At 30.9% G+C, this 17,811-nt stretch carries 19 protein-coding genes; 7 read left to right on the top strand and 12 right to left on the bottom strand.

The window, feature by feature from the left end; all coding sequences use genetic code 11:
• Nucleotides 1-79 precede the first annotated feature (79 nt).
• The gene (locus WH52_RS00705; RefSeq protein WP_086029002.1) at nt 80-1,033 is read left to right on the top strand and encodes a transketolase family protein; all 954 of its coding nucleotides are present in this window, start codon (nt 80-82) and stop codon (nt 1,031-1,033) included.
• Between the two features lie 56 nt (nt 1,034-1,089).
• On the top strand, nt 1,090-1,701 hold the full coding sequence (locus WH52_RS00700) for an outer membrane beta-barrel protein (protein ID WP_086029001.1): 612 nt from the start codon (nt 1,090-1,092) through the stop codon (nt 1,699-1,701).
• Nucleotides 1,702-1,768: 67 nt separating this feature from the next.
• Here WH52_RS00700 and WH52_RS00695 read toward each other — a convergent pair whose 3' ends face one another.
• From WH52_RS00695 to WH52_RS00645, 11 genes are all read right to left on the bottom strand, one after another.
• Nucleotides 1,769-2,248 carry an Lrp/AsnC family transcriptional regulator gene (locus WH52_RS00695; RefSeq protein WP_086029000.1) on the bottom strand — a complete coding sequence of 160 codons (480 nt, stop codon included), beginning with the start codon at nt 2,246-2,248 and terminating at the stop codon, nt 1,769-1,771.
• Nucleotides 2,249-2,329: 81 nt separating this feature from the next.
• Complete coding sequence (locus tag WH52_RS00690; RefSeq protein WP_086028999.1) at nt 2,330-3,379, bottom strand: M14 family zinc carboxypeptidase; 1,050 nt, start codon at nt 3,377-3,379, stop codon at nt 2,330-2,332.
• Nucleotides 3,380-3,381: 2 nt separating this feature from the next.
• The gene (locus tag WH52_RS00685; RefSeq protein WP_086028998.1) at nt 3,382-4,848 is read right to left on the bottom strand and encodes an aminotransferase class V-fold PLP-dependent enzyme; all 1,467 of its coding nucleotides are present in this window, start codon (nt 4,846-4,848) and stop codon (nt 3,382-3,384) included.
• Nucleotides 4,849-4,976: 128 nt separating this feature from the next.
• The gene (gene glmM / locus WH52_RS00680) at nt 4,977-6,368 is read right to left on the bottom strand and encodes a phosphoglucosamine mutase (RefSeq protein WP_086028997.1); all 1,392 of its coding nucleotides are present in this window, start codon (nt 6,366-6,368) and stop codon (nt 4,977-4,979) included.
• 113 nt (nt 6,369-6,481) lie between these two features.
• Nucleotides 6,482-8,251: a 30S ribosomal protein S1 gene (rpsA, locus tag WH52_RS00675; RefSeq protein WP_086028996.1), complete on the bottom strand. Its 1,770-nt coding sequence runs from the start codon at nt 8,249-8,251 to the stop codon at nt 6,482-6,484.
• A 201-nt stretch (nt 8,252-8,452) separates the two neighbouring features.
• Nucleotides 8,453-9,811, bottom strand: a complete 1,359-nt coding sequence (locus WH52_RS00670) for a hypothetical protein (RefSeq protein ID WP_086028995.1) — start codon at nt 9,809-9,811, stop codon at nt 8,453-8,455.
• A 10-nt stretch (nt 9,812-9,821) separates the two neighbouring features.
• Nucleotides 9,822-10,433: an IMPACT family protein gene (locus WH52_RS00665; protein ID WP_198938345.1), complete on the bottom strand. Its 612-nt coding sequence runs from the start codon at nt 10,431-10,433 to the stop codon at nt 9,822-9,824.
• Complete coding sequence (locus WH52_RS00660; protein WP_317041830.1) at nt 10,433-11,239, bottom strand: EamA/RhaT family transporter; 807 nt, start codon at nt 11,237-11,239, stop codon at nt 10,433-10,435. Before WH52_RS00660 ends, WH52_RS00665 begins: the two co-directional genes overlap by 1 nt.
• 53 nt (nt 11,240-11,292) lie before the next feature.
• Entirely contained in the window at nt 11,293-11,904 is a 612-nt protein-coding gene (locus WH52_RS00655; protein WP_086028993.1) for an HAD-IA family hydrolase, read from the bottom strand.
• Nucleotides 11,897-12,958, bottom strand: coding sequence for a bifunctional diaminohydroxyphosphoribosylaminopyrimidine deaminase/5-amino-6-(5-phosphoribosylamino)uracil reductase RibD (gene ribD, locus WH52_RS00650; RefSeq protein WP_086028992.1), 1,062 nt, complete (start codon nt 12,956-12,958; stop codon nt 11,897-11,899). Before ribD ends, WH52_RS00655 begins: the two co-directional genes overlap by 8 nt.
• Nucleotides 12,959-12,981: 23 nt before the next feature.
• On the bottom strand, nt 12,982-13,443 hold the full coding sequence (locus WH52_RS00645; protein WP_086028991.1) for an NDR1/HIN1-like protein: 462 nt from the start codon (nt 13,441-13,443) through the stop codon (nt 12,982-12,984).
• Between the two features lie 49 nt (nt 13,444-13,492).
• Between WH52_RS00645 and WH52_RS00640 the strand changes: the two genes are divergently transcribed.
• Together WH52_RS00640 and prmC are read left to right on the top strand one after the other, a co-directional pair.
• Entirely contained in the window at nt 13,493-13,984 is a 492-nt protein-coding gene (locus tag WH52_RS00640; protein WP_086028990.1) for a GNAT family N-acetyltransferase, read from the top strand.
• A gap of 47 nt (nt 13,985-14,031) precedes the next feature.
• Nucleotides 14,032-14,964: a peptide chain release factor N(5)-glutamine methyltransferase gene (gene prmC, locus WH52_RS00635; RefSeq protein ID WP_198938344.1), complete on the top strand. Its 933-nt coding sequence runs from the start codon at nt 14,032-14,034 to the stop codon at nt 14,962-14,964.
• Here prmC and pdxR read toward each other — a convergent pair.
• Nucleotides 14,948-16,426: a MocR-like pyridoxine biosynthesis transcription factor PdxR gene (gene pdxR / locus WH52_RS00630; RefSeq protein ID WP_086028989.1), complete on the bottom strand. Its 1,479-nt coding sequence runs from the start codon at nt 16,424-16,426 to the stop codon at nt 14,948-14,950. The two genes, prmC and pdxR, sit on opposite strands and share 17 nt — an antisense overlap.
• Nucleotides 16,427-16,505: 79 nt before the next feature.
• Between pdxR and WH52_RS00625 the strand changes: the two genes are divergently transcribed.
• The 3 genes from WH52_RS00625 to WH52_RS00615 all read left to right on the top strand — a co-directional run bounded on the left by WH52_RS00625 (nt 16,506) and on the right by WH52_RS00615 (nt 17,807).
• On the top strand, nt 16,506-17,024 hold the full coding sequence (locus WH52_RS00625) for a DinB family protein (protein ID WP_086028988.1): 519 nt from the start codon (nt 16,506-16,508) through the stop codon (nt 17,022-17,024).
• The gene (locus WH52_RS00620) at nt 17,024-17,314 is read left to right on the top strand and encodes a DUF1272 domain-containing protein (RefSeq protein ID WP_086028987.1); all 291 of its coding nucleotides are present in this window, start codon (nt 17,024-17,026) and stop codon (nt 17,312-17,314) included. The genes WH52_RS00625 and WH52_RS00620 overlap by 1 nt, the downstream gene beginning before the upstream one ends.
• 124 nt (nt 17,315-17,438) lie before the next feature.
• Complete coding sequence (locus tag WH52_RS00615; RefSeq protein ID WP_198938343.1) at nt 17,439-17,807, top strand: cupin domain-containing protein; 369 nt, start codon at nt 17,439-17,441, stop codon at nt 17,805-17,807.
• The last annotated feature ends 4 nt before the right edge of the window (nt 17,808-17,811 follow it).

Raw genomic sequence — 17,811 nt, 5'->3', positions numbered from 1 at the left:
TAATCTAAATTTAATATTCTTATTTTTGAACCGATTTAAAACACAACACAACATTTAAAATTAACAGAAACTAATACCAATGAAAAAATATACGTATACCGAAAAAAAAGACACTCGTTCTGGTTTTGGAGATGGATTAACTGAATTAGGAAAAACAAATCCTGATGTAGTAGCATTATGTGCAGATTTAACTGGATCTTTAAAAATGGGAGATTTTAAAAACAATCATCCAGAGCGCTTTTTTCAAGTAGGTATTGCTGAAGCTAATATGATGGGAATTGCAGCAGGTATGACTATTGGAGGAAAAATTCCTTTCACAGGTACATTTGCAAACTTTTCTACGGGTAGAGTTTACGATCAAATCCGTCAATCAATTGCTTATTCAGACAAAAATGTAAAAATTTGTGCTTCTCATGCTGGTTTAACTTTAGGTGAAGATGGTGCTACACACCAAATTTTAGAAGACATTGGTTTAATGAAAATGTTACCAGGTATGACTGTTATTAATACCTGTGATTATAACCAAACTAAAGCAGCTACAATTGCAATTGCAGAGCATGAAGGACCAGTATATTTACGTTTTGGTAGACCAAAAGTACCTGTATTTATGCCAACTGATGAAAAATTTGAAATTGGTAAAGCAGTACAATTAACTGAAGGAAACGATGTAACTATCGTTGCAACTGGTCATTTAGTCTGGGAGGCTTTACAAGCTGCTGAACAATTAGAAGAAAAAGGAATTTCTGCAGAGGTGATCAATATTCACACAATTAAACCTTTAGATGAGGAAGCTATCTTAAAATCTGTTGCAAAAACAGGATGTGTAGTTACTGCTGAAGAGCATAATAAATATGGAGGTTTAGGAGAAAGCGTAGCTCGTTGTTTAGCTACTAACTCCCCTACTCCACAAGAATTCGTTGCTGTTAACGATAGTTTTGGTGAGTCTGCAACTCCTGCGCAATTAATGGAAAAATACGGATTAAACGATAAAGCTATTATTAAAGCTGTAGAAAAAGTAATTTCTAGAAAGTAATTATAACATAAACGATTAACCAACTTTATACGTTTATAATTATAAAATAAAAAATCATGAAAAAACTTATTTTAGTATTGTGTTTGTTTTTAGGAGCAACTCAATTATCACAAGCGCAATTACACTTTGGTATTAAAGGAGGTATTAACTACAATTCAGATTCTTTTACAGCTGTAAAAGATGATGTATTATCTGGCGCAAAAAGTAAAACTGGATTTCACGCTGGTATTTGGTTAAGAGGTAAAATTCCTTTCTTAGGATTATATATTAGACCAGAATTAGTTTATACTCAATTAAGTAATGAGGTTACTTATTTACCTAAAGGAACTACTACTTCTAAAACTACAAGTTACGATTTTAAGAAAATTGATATTCCTGTTTTATTTGGTAAAAAATTCTTAGGAATTGCTCATATTTATGCAGGTCCATCTTTTCAATATGTTCTTGGATCTGACTTCAGTCTTTCTGATTTAAAAGAAATAGATTCAGATGGATTCTCTATGGGAATTCAATTTGGTGGAGGAATTGAGCTAGGAAAAATAGGTTTAGACTTACGTTGGGAAAGAGCTTTCTCTAATACAGAAGCTAAATTCTTAGATGGTAATAACCCTGTTACTTTTGATACAAGAGTTAACCAAATAATCGTTGGTTTAACATATAGATTCTAAAAGAATAAAACTTTTATAAATAAAAAATCCGAAGTTTTAACTTCGGATTTTTTATTATGATAATTTTTTAAATTTCTTTAAAAATAGCGTGCATCATACGCTTTTTATCGTTAATGCTTTCTTCAAGAGAAATCATTGTTTCCGTTCTACTTACACCATGAATTTCGTCAATAGCATAAATAACTTCTTTCGCATGATTTGTGTTCTTTGCCCTTACTTTACAGAAAATATTGTATTTACCAGCAGTTACATAAGCAACAGTAACATTAGGAATTAAACGTAAATTATCTAAAACATGCTGTGTCATAGATGTTTTTTCAAGAAAAATACCAACATGTGCTATAAAAGAATATCCCATCTTTTCATAGTTTAATGTTAATGTAGATCCTTGAATAATTCCTTCATCCTCCATTTTCTTTACACGAACATGAATTGTTCCTGCCGACACTAATAATTTCTTAGCAATGTCTGTAAAAGGTGTTCGAGCATTTTCAATTAAAATGTCTAAAATTTGATGATCAATCTCATCTAGTACAAACTTCTTCATTTTTTGTTTTCTTCAAGTAATAATGCTAATGTATGATATTTTTTTATTTTTTTAAGCAATCTATTGAGAAAAATTTAAGATTTATTCTCTTTTATTAAATTCTTTATGAGCTAAATATTCTGAAAGATTGCCTTCGTTTTCTTTCTTTAAAAACAGTGCAAATTTACCACTTTCTACTTTTTCCTCATACTGAAAAGCAATATCTTTTTGGTTATTTTCACTACGATGAATTACATCATAGAAGTTCTTGATATTGTTTGGTATAGCGAAATATTCTTGGTATTCTTTAAAACTTTTCTCTTCAGAAATATGTAGAATTCCCTTTAACAAAGCATAAAAATTGAACTTTCTTACCTCTTCTCTATCGTAATCCTCAGGAAAATGACCTGCTTCTATTAAAATAGTATTATGCCCTAACTTTTGAAAATTATCTCCTGTTGCTGTCGGATAAAACTCATCAGTATATCTTCCTATATGATTAGGAATTACTTGCTGCAATAAATTATTCATTGCTACAATAATATTCATAGTAGCAATTCTACCATCCGTTATTTTTCTTGTTTCTTCTTCCGAAGGTGCTAAGAATGATATTGACGCTGGATTTTTGGTTCCTTCTACACCAAATATGGTACGTTGATCGTGTAAATTAAAACAAAAATGAGGATTAAACTTATTTAGAACATTTCTTAAAACCTTACTCTCTTTAGCTTTTAAAGCTACTGCATCTCTATTTAAATCAATAGTATTTGCATTTACTCTAGTATAAGCTTCTGCTCCATCTGGGTTTAGCATTGGTATAAATTCTAGCGTACAATTAGCTAAAATTGTTTTAACAAATTCTGAATTTTTAAAGATGATAATACAATTTAAAAAGTCGAACAATGCTTTGGTACCCGTACTTTCATTACCATGCATTTGGCTCCAAGTTAAAATTCTCTTTTCACCAGAACCAATGCTTATTTTATAAATAGGTCTATCTTCTTCAGATCTTCCTATTTCTTCAACCTTAAACTGATTTGTTAATTTTTTTATAATAGGAAGTATATCCTGAATGGTTATCCATCTACCAAAAAGACTTTCTTCTTTTATTTGAGAGTAATTCTCTTCTAAAAAATCAATTGTGATTTCCATAGTTAAACTGAAAACCAATTTGCTACTAATTCCTTTTCTATTGAAGACGCTGAAATGTGAACATAATCGTTCTTTTCCATATCGTATTTGTAGTCTTTAGCCCAAACATCAATATTTTTATGCAACTCTTTTAATGAATTGCAGATAAACTCAATTTCTTCAGTAGTTATCGTTGGATGAATTGAAAGACGCACCCAACCTGGTTTCTCAGTATTACAACCTTCTAATATTTGATCTTTAATTTTATGTGAAGTATCTTGATCTACATTCAGTAAAAAGTGACCGTATGTACCAGCACAAGAACAGCCTCCACGTGTTTGGATTCCAAAACGATCGTTTAATAATTTAACTACTAAGTTAAAATGATATCTTTCAAAATAAAAAGAAAAAATACTTAATCTGTCTTTGTGTTGTGGTGCTAAAATATGTACTCCGTCTAAGCTTTCAAGTGTTTCAAACAATACTTTATTTACTTCATCTTCACGCTTCTTCATGTTTTCAGTTCCCATTTTATCTTTTAACTGAATACACAAAGCAATCTTTATCGTTTGTAAAAATGCTGGTGTTCCTCCATCTTCTCTGGTTTCTACATCATCAATATAATCGTGTTCTCCCCAAGGATTTGTATAACTTACTGTTCCTCCTCCTGGATTATCTGGAATCATATTTTTATACAATTTCTTATTGAAAATTAAAACACCCGATGTTGCTGGTCCTCCTAAAAATTTATGTGGTGAAAAGAAAATAGCGTCTAAATACTCATCCTCTTTTTCAGGATGCATATCAATATCTACATAAGGCGCAGAACAAGCAAAATCTACAAAACATAAACCTCCGTATTTATGAATTAAAGCCGCTACTTTATGATAATCGGTTTTGATACCTGTAACGTTAGATCCACCAATAATTGAAGCTATTTTTATAGGTCTATCTTTATATTTTTTTATTGTTTCTTCGAATTTATCTAAACAAACGAGTCCTTCATTATTACATGGTACAACTTCTACATCTGCAATTGTTTCTAACCAAGAAGTTTGATTTGAATGATGTTCCATATGAGAAACAAATACAATCGGTTTTAGTTCCTCAGGAACATTGGTGTGTTCTTTTAAACTCTCAGTAACTTTTAACCCTAAAATTCGTTGAAATTTATTGACAACACCTGTCATTCCTGAACCTTCAGTAATTAACACATCATCTTTAGAAGCATTTACATGTCTCTTAATAATGTTTCTTGCTTCGTGATAAGCCAGTGTCATAGAAGCTCCTGTAGTTGAAGTTTCTGTATGTGTATTCGCTACAAACGGTCCAAACTCATTTAAAATTTTTTCTTCAATTGGTCTATACAATCTTCCGCTTGCTGTCCAATCTGCATAAATAATTTTTTGCTCTCCATATGGAGATTCAAAAGTTTGATCTATACCTACGATATGCTTTCTAAATTGCTGAAAATATTGTTCTAAATTCATCAGTTAAAGGGTGTTTACAATACGAATTTCTATAAAATATTTGAATTGTCATATACCTTGTTTAATATTTAACAATCCTACTAATTTTGTATGGTTATAAAAAATCCCGCAAAAGTGCGGGATAGTTTTTATTTAATAATTTCTTCGATTTCTTTTATAAATCTTTCGGCTAAACCATCAGCTTTTTCTTGTGAGGTAGCTTCTGTATAAATTCTAATGATTGGTTCTGTATTAGATTTTCTTAAATGAACCCATTCATCAGCAAAATCAATCTTAACTCCATCTATTGTATTTACTTCTTCGTCTTTATATTTCTTAGCCATAGTAGCTAAAATTTTATCAACGTCAATTTTTGGAGTTAATTGAATTTTATTCTTACTCATAAAATAGCTTGGGTATGAATCTCTCAATTCTTTACAAGATATTTTTTGCTTTGCTAAATGCGATAAGAATAGCGCTACTCCTACTAATGAATCACGACCATAATGTGAAGCAGGATAAATGATTCCTCCATTTCCTTCCCCACCAATTACTGTATCAGTTGCTTTCATCATCTTTACTACGTTTACTTCTCCTACAGCACTTGCAGTATACGTACCTCCATGTTTTTCTGTTACATCACGTAATGCTCTAGACGACGATAAGTTCGAAACGGTGTTTCCTCCTCCTAATTGCCCTAAAACATAATCGGCACAAGCAACTAATGTATACTCTTCACCAAACATAGAACCATCTTCAGAAATTAAAGCCAAACGATCTACATCTGGATCTACTACAATACCTAAATCGGCTTTCTTTTTAACTACTAATTCAGATAAATCTGTTAAATGTTCTTTTAAAGGTTCTGGGTTATGCGGAAAATGACCATTCGGTTCACAATATAATTCGATACATTTTACTCCTAATTCTTTTAAAAGCATTGGTATTGCAATACCTCCTGTAGAATTTACACCATCAACAACTACTTTAAATTTTGCTTTTTTAATGGCTTTTTTATCAACTAAATCAAGTTTTAAAACTTCCTTAATGTGTTTCTTTATATAGTTCTTTTTCTTTTTATACGTACCTAAATCATCAACTTCTGCAAAAATTAGCGCATCACTTTCTGCTAACTTTAAAACCTCTGCTCCATCTTCTCCATCTATAAATTCACCTTTTTCGTTCAATAACTTTAAAGCGTTCCATTGTTTCGGATTGTGAGAAGCTGTTAGAATAATTCCGCCATCTGCTTTTTCCATAGGAACAGCAACTTCTACCGTAGGTGTAGTTGATAAACCTAAATCTAAAACATCAATTCCTAAACCTATTAGTGTGTTAGAAACTAAACTACTAATCATTTTACCAGAAATACGAGCATCTCTACCTATTACGATTTTTATTTTCTCTTTTTCTGAATTCTTATTCTTAATAAATGTACCATAAGCAGCAGCAAATTTTACTGCGTCGATTGGTGTAAGATTATCTCCTAAACCACCACCTATAGTTCCTCTAATTCCTGATATAGATTTTATTAATGTCATGTTCTTTTTTCGATTTTGAACAAAGATAAGTTTATTATTATCTAGATAAAATAAAAGCATAAAAAAACCGCTACAAAATTGTAGCGGTTTTATAAGTTATATGGTTCAGAAAATTATTTTCCTTCCATTTTCTTCTTTAATTCAGCTAATCCACCGATATCACCTAAAGTAGTTTTCTCAGCTTCTTGAGCTTTTTTAGCTGCAGCTTTTACGTTTCTTTGCTCTTCTTCTCTAAAGATAGAAGTGTGAGAAACAACGATTCTACGGTATTCTTTGCTAAATTCAGTTACGATGAATTCAACAGTATCACCTTTAGCTAATTTGCTTCCATCTTCTTTTTCTAAGAAACGAGTTGGAGCGAAAGCCTCAACACCATCTTCGAAAGTTACAGTAGCACCTTTATCGTTTTTAGCTGTAATAGTTCCTTCGTGCTTAGATCCGATTGCATACTTAGCTTCGTGAGCATCCCAAGGGTTATCTTGAGTTTGCTTGTGACCTAAGTTTAATTTACGGTTCTCAACATCTAATTCTAATACTTGAACTTCTAACTTATCACCTACAGTTACGAAATCTGATGGGTGCTTAATTTTCTTAGTCCAAGATAAATCAGAGATGTACACTAATCCATCGATACCTTCTTCTAATTCTACAAATACACCAAAGTTAGTATAGTTACGAACTGTACCAGTGTGAGTAGAACCTACAGGGTACTTAGAAGTAATATCTGTCCATGGATCTGGGTGTAATTGCTTCATACCTAAAGACATTTTACGCTCTTCGCGATCTAATGTTAAGATTTGAGCTTCTACCTCGTCTCCTACTTTTACGAAATCTTGAGCAGAACGTAAGTGAGTAGACCAAGACATTTCTGATACGTGAATTAATCCTTCAACTCCTTCAGCAACTTCAACAAATGCACCATAATCAGCTAAAACAACTACTTTACCTTTTACGTTATCTCCTACTTTTAAGTCTGAGCTTAACGCTTCCCATGGGTGAGCAGATAATTGCTTTAATCCTAATTGGATTCTTGACTTGTTATCATCAAAGTCTAAGATTACAACGTTTAATTTTTGATCTAATTCAACAACTTCGTTCGGGTGGTTGATACGAGACCAAGATAAATCAGTAATGTGAACTAATCCGTCAACACCTCCTAAGTCAACAAATACACCGTAAGAAGTTACGTTTTTAACAACTCCTTCTAATACTTGTCCTTTTTCTAATTGACCGATGATTTCACGTTTTTGATCTTCTAAATCAGCTTCGATTAATGCTTTGTGAGATACTACTACGTTCTTAAATTCGTGGTTAATTTTAACAACCTTGAATTCCATAGTCTTCTCAACATATTGATCGTAATCACGGATAGGCTTCACATCAATTTGAGAACCTGGTAAGAATGCTTCAATACCAAATACATCAACGATCATACCTCCACGAGTTCTACACTTAACAAAACCGTTAACGATTTCTCCAGTTTCGTGAGCGTTGTTAACACGATCCCAAGCTTTGATTACACGTGCTTTTTTGTGAGATAATACTAATTGACCAGTTGAATCTTCTCTTTTGTCAACTAATACCTCTACTTTGTCTCCAACAGCTAAGTTAGGGTTGTAACGGAATTCGTTTAAAGAGATAACTCCTTCAGACTTAGAATTGATATCGATGATAGCATCTCTATCAGTAATTCTTGTTACTAAACCTTCGATTACATCACGCTCGTTTACGAAACCTACAGTTCCTTCTAACGCTTTTTCGAATTCTTTTAATTTAGACTCATCAACTTCATCAATACCTTCTTCGTATTTATGCCAGTTAAAGTTTGCTAAAAATTCTGCTGGATTTACAGCTTCTGCTGTGTTTTTTGTTTCTTCAGACATGTCTGAGAATAATTTTGTATCTTTTTGTTAGCCAGATTTTTAACGAAACCAACGCCAAGAGAAATTAAACTTAAATAAATATAATTTTACACCTTTTTAAAATCTGTTCTCGTAAAAAGGCGTGCAAATTTACGAAATATTATTTAATTAACCTAAAATGTTTTGGTTTATAGCTATTTAGCTACATTAAGAAAGTTGAATTTATAGTTTTATAAATTCATCAAGAATGAATCTATATGTTAATAGAATATTGATATTATTCTTTTTTAACCCTTTTAAATTTGGAGCTAATCGACCAATGTTTTTCAAGAAATTGAAGTTTCCTTCTTCAGGATTATCCATCAAAGTACCCCAATCTACTCCTAAAAGAACATTGTGTCTTCTAAACTTAAACTTAGTTCCGAAAACAAAATGGAAATGATTTCCATCTAAAATCGTATTACGTAACTCACCGTCTTGAGATTGCTTATTAGTATACGCAAAATTATTGGTTCTTAAACCTCCTAACAATTCTAATTTGTCATTTATTTCATGTGAATATCCTATTCCAAAATTAAAGATTGCTTTTGTACCATTAATCCAAGACATGTTATTATTGGCAGATTCTACTAATGCCGTTTGGTAATCTGAAATACCAGTATAATAACTGGCATTTACCCACAACTTTCTTTTCTCTTGTAACCTAACACTATATCCAAAAGAAAACTCCCAAGGAGTTTTTATTGTGGTATTTAAATCGTTATCTATTACTTGTTGAGCTACATTCGTAGTTTCATCAATATTTACAAAAGTACTTGCGAACTCTCCACTATTTCTAATTCTTAAATACTTAGGAGTTGTAACTGTGAAACCGAAATCGTGCTTTTCTGAATCATATAAAAAACCAATCTTTGTAATAAGTCCAGTATTTCCGTAATCACTACTTTGTTCAGAATTAAAAAAATTAGTAGTTAAATTATTGTTATCTAACTCAATACGTTCTAATAGTATTTTATTACGATATTTAAAATTGGCTATACTCACAAATTGACTTACTCCAATGTGAAACTTTGGAGTAATTTGAAAGCTAGTTCCTGCTCCAAACCAACGGTCTTCTCCAGAATATTCATATTCAAAAAACTGGGTAGTTTGTGCATTGTTAAATACAATTTCTCTTTTAGCACTAAATTTATCATTTAGATCACTTTTACTAATTTTTATGAATGCAATATCTAATCCTTTAATTTTTACTTTAAAAGATAACAACGAAGGTCTTAATCCAAAATCAGTATTTAAATTACTTGTTTCATTTCCTCCCCAAAATTTATCAAATCCAAATGTTTTTACTGTAGGTTGAAATAAAGATACACTAACTTGTGATGGTGCTTTATGAATTGCAGCAGGATTATAAAACGTCATACTTTCATCGTCTGCACCAGCAATAACAGAGCCTCCTAAAGTTGCTCCCTTAATACCAAACTGTTCTGTATCGTACAAATAGTTCTGAGCTATTATTGAAGAACTCAATAATCCGATTAATAATAAACAGAAATGTACTTTTAAAAAAGGAACTTTAAACATAAATAACGTTTTATAGTTTTTTAATTTTTAACTGATAGATACTTTCAAAAATTGAAAAAATTGCATCTGCTTCACTCTTACGTACAGCAATGGTATATTCACAAGCTAATTCTAATTTTTGATTTACAATTTCTAAATTCTTTTCTTTGATAACTCGTTGAACTTTGTTCATTAAATCGTAACCAAAACTCAATTTAAATTGAACATCAATTGTCTTTTCAATAATATCTGAAGCTTCTAGAGCTAATTGAGCAGAAGAACGATAAGCATTAATCAATCCTCCTACTCCCAGTTTTGTTCCCCCAAAATAACGAACCGAAACTACCAATACATTTGTAACATCAAAAGCTTGAATTTGCCCATAAATTGGTTGACCAGCTGAATTACTAGGTTCTCCATCATCATTCGCTCTAAAACGAATATTTTCTGTACCTAATTGCCACGCGTAACAATGATGACGTGCTGTATGATGTAATTTGCGTAACTCTTCTAATCTTAATTTGACATCTTCTTCAGAATTTACAGGAAAAGCATAGCCAAAAAACTTACTATTTCTGTCTTTAAACAACGTTTCTTCAGAAGGTTTTGTTATCGTTTTATATGTATCTTTAATTTCATTCATTATGCCGAAGCTACTAATAAAATACTAACAATTGCTAATCCAATCCCAATCCAATTTTTTCTTATTAATCTTTCTTTAAAGAAAAGTAACGCAAAAACTGTCGTTAAAATTACAATTGAAACATTATTTATTGTAAATAAAGTTGAACTATCCAACCCTTTTGTTTGTAAAGCTTTAATTAAGAATTCCATTGAATAGTAATTTGGAATTCCTAAAGCAATTCCACCTAAAACATTTTTCCAATGAAATTTAAGTTTTTTATTGATTACTTGAACTAAAACAAATAAACTACCTAAAATAAATGCACAACCAAAAATCGTTGCCAAGAACATTGGTACTTCGTTATTTGCTACATAATTAGTTTCTACAAATTTTAACCCAGCATCAATACAACCTGAACCAAAAAATAAAAGTAATGGTAATAATAAGTTTTTGAACTTGACTGGACTTGAGTCACTTTTTGCTGATGATAAATACACCGCTACTAATGCCAATAATATTCCAATTAACTTAACGATTCCAGCACTTTCTTTATATGCTATAATTCCTACTATGATTGGAATTACTACCGACATTTTCCCTGCTACAGAAGCAACTGAGAGTCCATTTTTTTGAGCTGTTAATCCCATCACGTTAAATACTGAAATGAATAACACTCCCAAGCAAAATGCACCGAAAAACCAAGGTTGATTTGGAATTTCAGAAACCGCTAATGAGACATCAGAATTTAAAAACCCAAATGATAAGGCTACAGCATAATTTACAACAATTGCTTGAAGTGTGTTGATTTTAAATACATCAAACAATTTAAAAATAACAAATAGTAAACTTGATACTAATATGCTTAAAACTAAATAAATCACACTGAAAATTCTTTTCTATTCAACAACTCAACTACATCTTCTTTTTCAGAACTGTTGTTCCAAACATGAATACCTAATTGAGCTGCTGCATCAGTATTTTCTTTGGTGTCATCAATGAATATAGTTTCTGATGCTTGTAAATTATTCTCTTTTAAAACAAATTCAAAAATATTTGTATTTGGTTTACGCATGTTAATTTCATGTGATAAATAAAACTGTTCAAAACAGTTTTTAAACTCACTATATAAGGCAGCTCCCCAGTCGTTTTGAATCCAAGAAATATGCAAATCATTTGTATTACTCAACAAAAACAATCGGTACTTTTTACTCGCAACTAACTCCTTTAAAAAAGCTAATCTATGCTTTGGAAAATCTAGTAAAATAGCATTCCAAGCATTGATTAAATTTTCTTTTGAAATGTTGAACTTTTGATGAAACCAATTCACAAATTCATCAGTAGAAGTCAATCCCATTTCGTACTGATAGTATTGTTGCATCATCTCTTCGGTTACTTCTGTAACTTCAAGTTTAGCAAGTTCTTTGTAGGTGGCTTGCTTATCTAAATTGATGAATACATCACCAAAATCAAAAATGATGTTTTTAATCATTTGTATATATTCTTAAAATGTCGTTTTCTATTTTTTCTTCGGAAGTAATTGTAGTTTTTATCATTTCGAGCGCAGTTGAGAAAACAGGAGCTTTAATTCCATCTTCAAACTCAGATTCTCCAATAAAAATTCTTGCTTCATCCCATAAATTCTCTTCAATAAAAGTTTGAAGTGTTTGTTGACCTCCTTCAATAATTACTGATTGAATATTATTCTTCATCAGAACACCACAAATTTGTTGTGCTATATTTTTAGAAAAATCTATTTCTTCAAAGCTAATCCTTTCTCTATTTTCTAATTCGCCTTTCTTCTCACAAATAACAATTGTTTTCGCTTGGTCGTTAAATACATTAACATCTTGAGGAATGCGTAACGTTCTATCAATAACTATTCGAATTGGATTATTTCCTGTCCAGCTTCTTACCGTTAAAGACGGATTGTCTACAATAACCGTATTAGTTCCGACTAAAATAGCATGCTCTTCACTTCTCCATTTATGAACCAACTGTTGAGAATACGCATTAGAAATCCAAACAGGCTTCTGTTCATCTTTAATTTTTGGCGCTATAAAACCATTTTTAGTTTCTGCCCATTTAAGTATAATGTAAGGACGTTTTTTATTTTGAACTGTAAAGAATCGTTTATGATGCTTAAAACACTCATCTTCTAAAACCCCAACAGTAACACTACACCCAGCTTTTTTTAATCTTTCAATTCCTTTTCCTGCCACTAAACTGTTTGTATCTACACAGCCAATTACTACATTAGGTATTTGTTTTTTTACAATTAAATCGGCACAAGGAGGCGTTTTTCCGTGGTGTGAGCAAGGTTCTAAAGTCACATAAATCGTAGATTCTTTCAGTAATTCTTGATTTTCAACAGAATTAATCGCGTTAACTTCTGCATGTGACCCACCATATGGACTTGTATATCCTTCACCTATAATAAAATTATCATGAACTATAACTGCACCCACAGAAGGATTTGGACGTGTTGTTCCAATTCCCTTTTTAGCTAATTCTAAACAACGTTGTATGTATTTTTCGTGATTCATTCAAGCAAATTCTCTGTAAATAATTAAAACTTAATTTTTACATCTTCAGTTTTATCAATCGGATATACGTGAGAAAAACCTAAAACTTTATATCTTAAATCTCCTTTAAACTGAACCTTAACACTTTTGTTTAAGAATGTATTTATCAAACCTCCTAAAAGTCCGTTTTTATTATTCTTAAAAATATTATTGGTAGGAATCACAACTTTTAATGGAATGGTAAATTCCTTTCTTGCAGGTACTTTAAATTCTTCTGAAGAAACCTGAGCTACTTCTGCTCCATTTACAATTACTTTAATTTCATCGGTAGAAATCTTTCCTCCAATATCATTCGGATTTTCAAAAAAAGCATTTACAGACAATTTTACTGTATCTGAAGCAGCCGATAGGATTTTTACATCATCTATTTTTAAAAAAATCGGCTTTTCTTTAACCGAACAACTCAAAACAAATACTATGGAAAAAAAATACAATAACTTTTTCATGTAAGTTGGTGTTTTTTGGTAATTTGCTCCTGCAAAAGTACGTATTCCTATGACAACATCTGATTTTATTATTAGAGAAATTACTCCTCAAGACAACATACAGATTGCCAAAGTAATTAGAGATGTTTTAATTGAATTTGGTGTACCCAAAGTAGGTACAGCTTATGAAGATAAAGCTACTGACGAAATGTTTGAAACTTACCAAAAAGACAAAGCTTCTTACTTTGTCATAGAACATAAAAATAAAATTATTGGTGGAGCAGGTTATTCTCAGTTAGATAATTATGAAGGTAATGTATGTGAGTTTCAAAAAATGTACTTTTTACCAATTGCAAGAGGAAAAGGTTTGGGTAGTAAGCTAATTGAAAAATGTTTGCAAAAAGCAAAAGAAGATGGTTTTGAACAATGTTATTTAGAAACTATGCCGTATATGGAAGCTGCAAGAGCTTTGTATAAAAAGAATGGTTTTGTAAATCTTGATAAGCCTATGGGAAATACTGGACATTATTCTTGTAATGTTTGGATGTTGAAAAATTTATAGAAGTTAAGACTAGAGACAAAAGAACCAAGATTCAAGACACAAGGACTATGCGATTAAATCAATTTAAAGAATATTTTAAAGAACAATTATCTTCAATCTATCCTCAAACAGAGATAGATACTTTTTTCTTTTATTTAATTGAAGAATATTTAGGTTTACAACGAATTGATTTTACGTTACAACCTAATTTTGAAATCACTTCTGAAAAAGAGGAACTATTGAATAATGCTTTAGACAGACTAAAAAAAGAAGAGCCAATTCAATATATTATTGGGCACACCGAGTTTTATGGGCTTCCTTTTAAAGTAAATCAGAACACTTTAATTCCTAGACCAGAAACAGAAGAGTTAGTTGAATGGATATTGTTTGAAACAAAAGACAGAAGACAGGAGATAGAAGATGAATTTAATATTCTTGATATTGGTACTGGCACTGGTTGTATTCCTATTAGTTTAAAACAACATTTACCAAACGATAATGTTTCTGCTATTGATGTTTCTGATGAAGCTTTAAAAGTTGCTAAACAGAATGCTGAACTTAATAAAACCAACATCAATTTTATTTTTAAAGATATTTTAAAAGCTGATAATTTAAACGTCATTGCGAATAAAATGAAGCAATCTCATATAAATGAAGAGATTACTTCGTCGAACATTCCTCGTAATGACGAAAAATATGATGTTATTGTTTCTAATCCGCCTTATGTACGTAATTTAGAGAAGGCAGAAATTAAGAATAATGTTTTAAAAAACGAGCCTCATTTAGCTTTGTTTGTTGAAGATGACAATCCATTGATATTCTACATTAAAATAGCTGATTTAGCTAAAAAACATCTTTCTAAAAACGGATTATTATTTTTTGAAATCAATCAATATTTAGGAGCAGAAACTGTAACAATGTTACAAGAAAAAGGTTTCACCAATATTGAATTGCGTAAAGATTTATTTGGCAATGATAGAATGATTAAAGCTTCTTTGTAATAGATTTCATAGTAGTTTTCAATCTATTTATCAATTCATAAATTTCATTTTCGGTATAAGAAGCAAAACCAATTCTCATAGAATTATGATTAGTTTTTGCCATATCATATCGAGTATAATCTCCAACTTCTAAGTTGTGTTTTCTAGCTTCTTCTTGTACTTGTTTCCACGTATACTTTTTGTTGAGTTGTGTCCAAATCGCCATTCCTCCTTTAGGAATTTCAAATGAAAAATAATCTCCTAGCTCTTCTTTCAGTAGCTTACAAAACAAATCTCTTCGTTGTTGATACACTCTTAAAACTTTTCGAATATGTCTGTCTAAATCTCCCGATTTTATAAATTCAGCAAATGTTAATTCTAACAAGGCATCTCCTTGCCTATCTATATAACCTCTCAATTTAGCTGCTTCATCTACAAAATCTTTAGAAGCAATTAAATACCCTATTCTAAAAACGGGAGCCACAGTTTTACAAACTGAACCAACATAAATCACATTTCCGCTAGTATCATGACTTGCTAAAGGTAAAATCGGTGCATGATTATAATTAAAATCGTAATCATAATCATCTTCAATAATTGCAAAACCATGTTTTTTAGATAATTGAAGCAAATGCATTCTTCTTTCTGCCGATAAGGTAACTGTTGTAGGATGATGATGATGAGAAGTTACATATACCGCTTTTATCTGAGTAGTTTTACATAGCAATTCAATTTCATTAGTTTGTATTCCACATTGGTCTACTCCTACTCTTTTAAGAGTTGCTTTCGTGTTTTTAAAAGTAATATCTGCCGAAGCATAATTAGTGGTACCTACAACAATTACATCTTTTTCTTTGAGTAATAACTGAGCTGAAAGCCACATTCCCATTTGACTACCTCGAGTAATCAATAAATTTTCTTTAGCTACTTTTAGCCCTCTAGTTGAATTTAAATAAGATACTAGGATTTCTCTCAATCCATTGTTTCCATACGTAGAACCGTAATCTAAATGCTTATAAGTACTTTTCTTTGAAGCAACTCTTCTATAAGTACGTGCAATTTCATCTAAAGGAGTTAATCTTGTATCAGAAGTTCCATCATTTAAGTATATTATTTCTTCTACTTTAAAAGCTTTTTTAGCTTTTAAAATTGAACTCGTATAAAATGAAAAACCAGACTTTTCTTTAACTACTGACTCTCTTTCTTTTCTTTTTTGATATAAGTTTGGTAAATTATTATGTACAAAAGTTCCTTTTTTAGGAATACTTTCTACCCAACCTTGTAAAGCTAATTCTTCATAACTCGCTACTACGGTTTTTCTATGTATCCCTAACAACTCCGCTAATTGTCTTGATCCAATGAGTTTTGTTCCTGATGTCAACTGCCCTTCTCTAATCAGTAAAATTAACTGATTTGACAACTGTAAATACAAAGGTTCTTTCACTGATTTATCTAAATATATTGAAGTTTTATACGGAAACATCTGGACTACTGATTATTTTGATTCTGGACGAAAAATATAGTCCATAAAAATACTATTTTTGAGATATAAATGTAACAACATGATAAAAAAAAACCTACAATCAAACGAATACAACGAGTACTACGCCAATTATATTGATTTAGTTGAGAGTTCAACAGAATTGGTTTCTGGATTCGAAAACGATGAAAAATTTGTGATTGACTTTTTCTCTTCAATCTCAAAAGACAAATTACTTTTTAGTTATGCTGAAGGAAAATGGACAATTAAAGAAATCTTACAACACTTAATTGACACAGAGCGTATTTTTATATACCGTTTCTTTAGAATTGCAAGAAACGATCAATCTCCTTTAATGGGATTTGAACAAAACGATTATATAGAGCCTTCAGAAGCAAATAGTAAGTCTTTAGAAGAGTTATTAACTGAATTTTCGATCACTCGTAAATACTCTTTGAATGTAATTGCGAGTATTCCGCAGAAACATTTATCAAATATGGGAATTGCAAGTAATACCAATATTTCAGCAAGAGCTTGTGCCTATATACTGCTTGGTCATAGTTTATGGCATATAAATATTATCAAAGAACGCTACTTATAATGTTAGAAATTAGACCAAATTGTGAACATTGTGGTAAAGATTTACCCAACATTTCAACCGAAGCAATGATTTGCTCTTTTGAGTGCACTTACTGTAAATCGTGTGCTTTAGAAATTTTTGAAAACGTATGTCCAAGTTGTTCAGGAAATTTTGTAGAACGCCCTATTCGACCTTCAATAATGATTGAGAAATATCCTGCATCAACACAACGAATTTTTAAGCCGAAAGATTTAGAAAAGGTAAAAACCAACTCAAATCAATTTAAAAATATAGAACCAGTAAAAAGATGATTTTTTGAGAATAGTAATAGTTCTTCAAATCAAAGATTAAAAGAATATTCTTTTCCCTAAAATAACTAAAGAACAACAAATCAAAGAAACTAAGAAAATTTATAGATTATAAATACATATGAAAATGGGAGAAATTGAAAAAATAAATTTGCAATCTAAGCTAAGTACTTTTAACGAATACTGGACACCCAAAATTGTTGGAGAGCTTAACAATCAGTTTGTCAAAGTAGCAAAATTTAAAGGTGAATTTGTGATGCACAAACACGATTTAGAAGACGAATTATTTTACGTTATAGATGGTAAATTATTTATTGAACTAGAAGGTAAAACTTTAGAATTAAATTCAGGTGAATTTGTCATCATTCCTAAAGGAGTTCAACATAAACCTTATGCTCCAGAAGAAGTTAGTATATTATTATTCGAACCAGCTTCTACTCTAAATACTGGAAATACTAAAAATGAATTAACAGTCTCTAAACTTGATAAAATTTAATCTA

Origin of the sequence: Tenacibaculum holothuriorum (genome assembly GCF_002120225.1) — a bacterium.
Lineage (GTDB): Bacteria > Bacteroidota > Bacteroidia > Flavobacteriales > Flavobacteriaceae > Polaribacter > Polaribacter holothuriorum.
The sequence above is the reverse complement of the archived record's forward strand: the minus strand, read 5'-3'. Positions and strand labels throughout refer to the sequence as shown.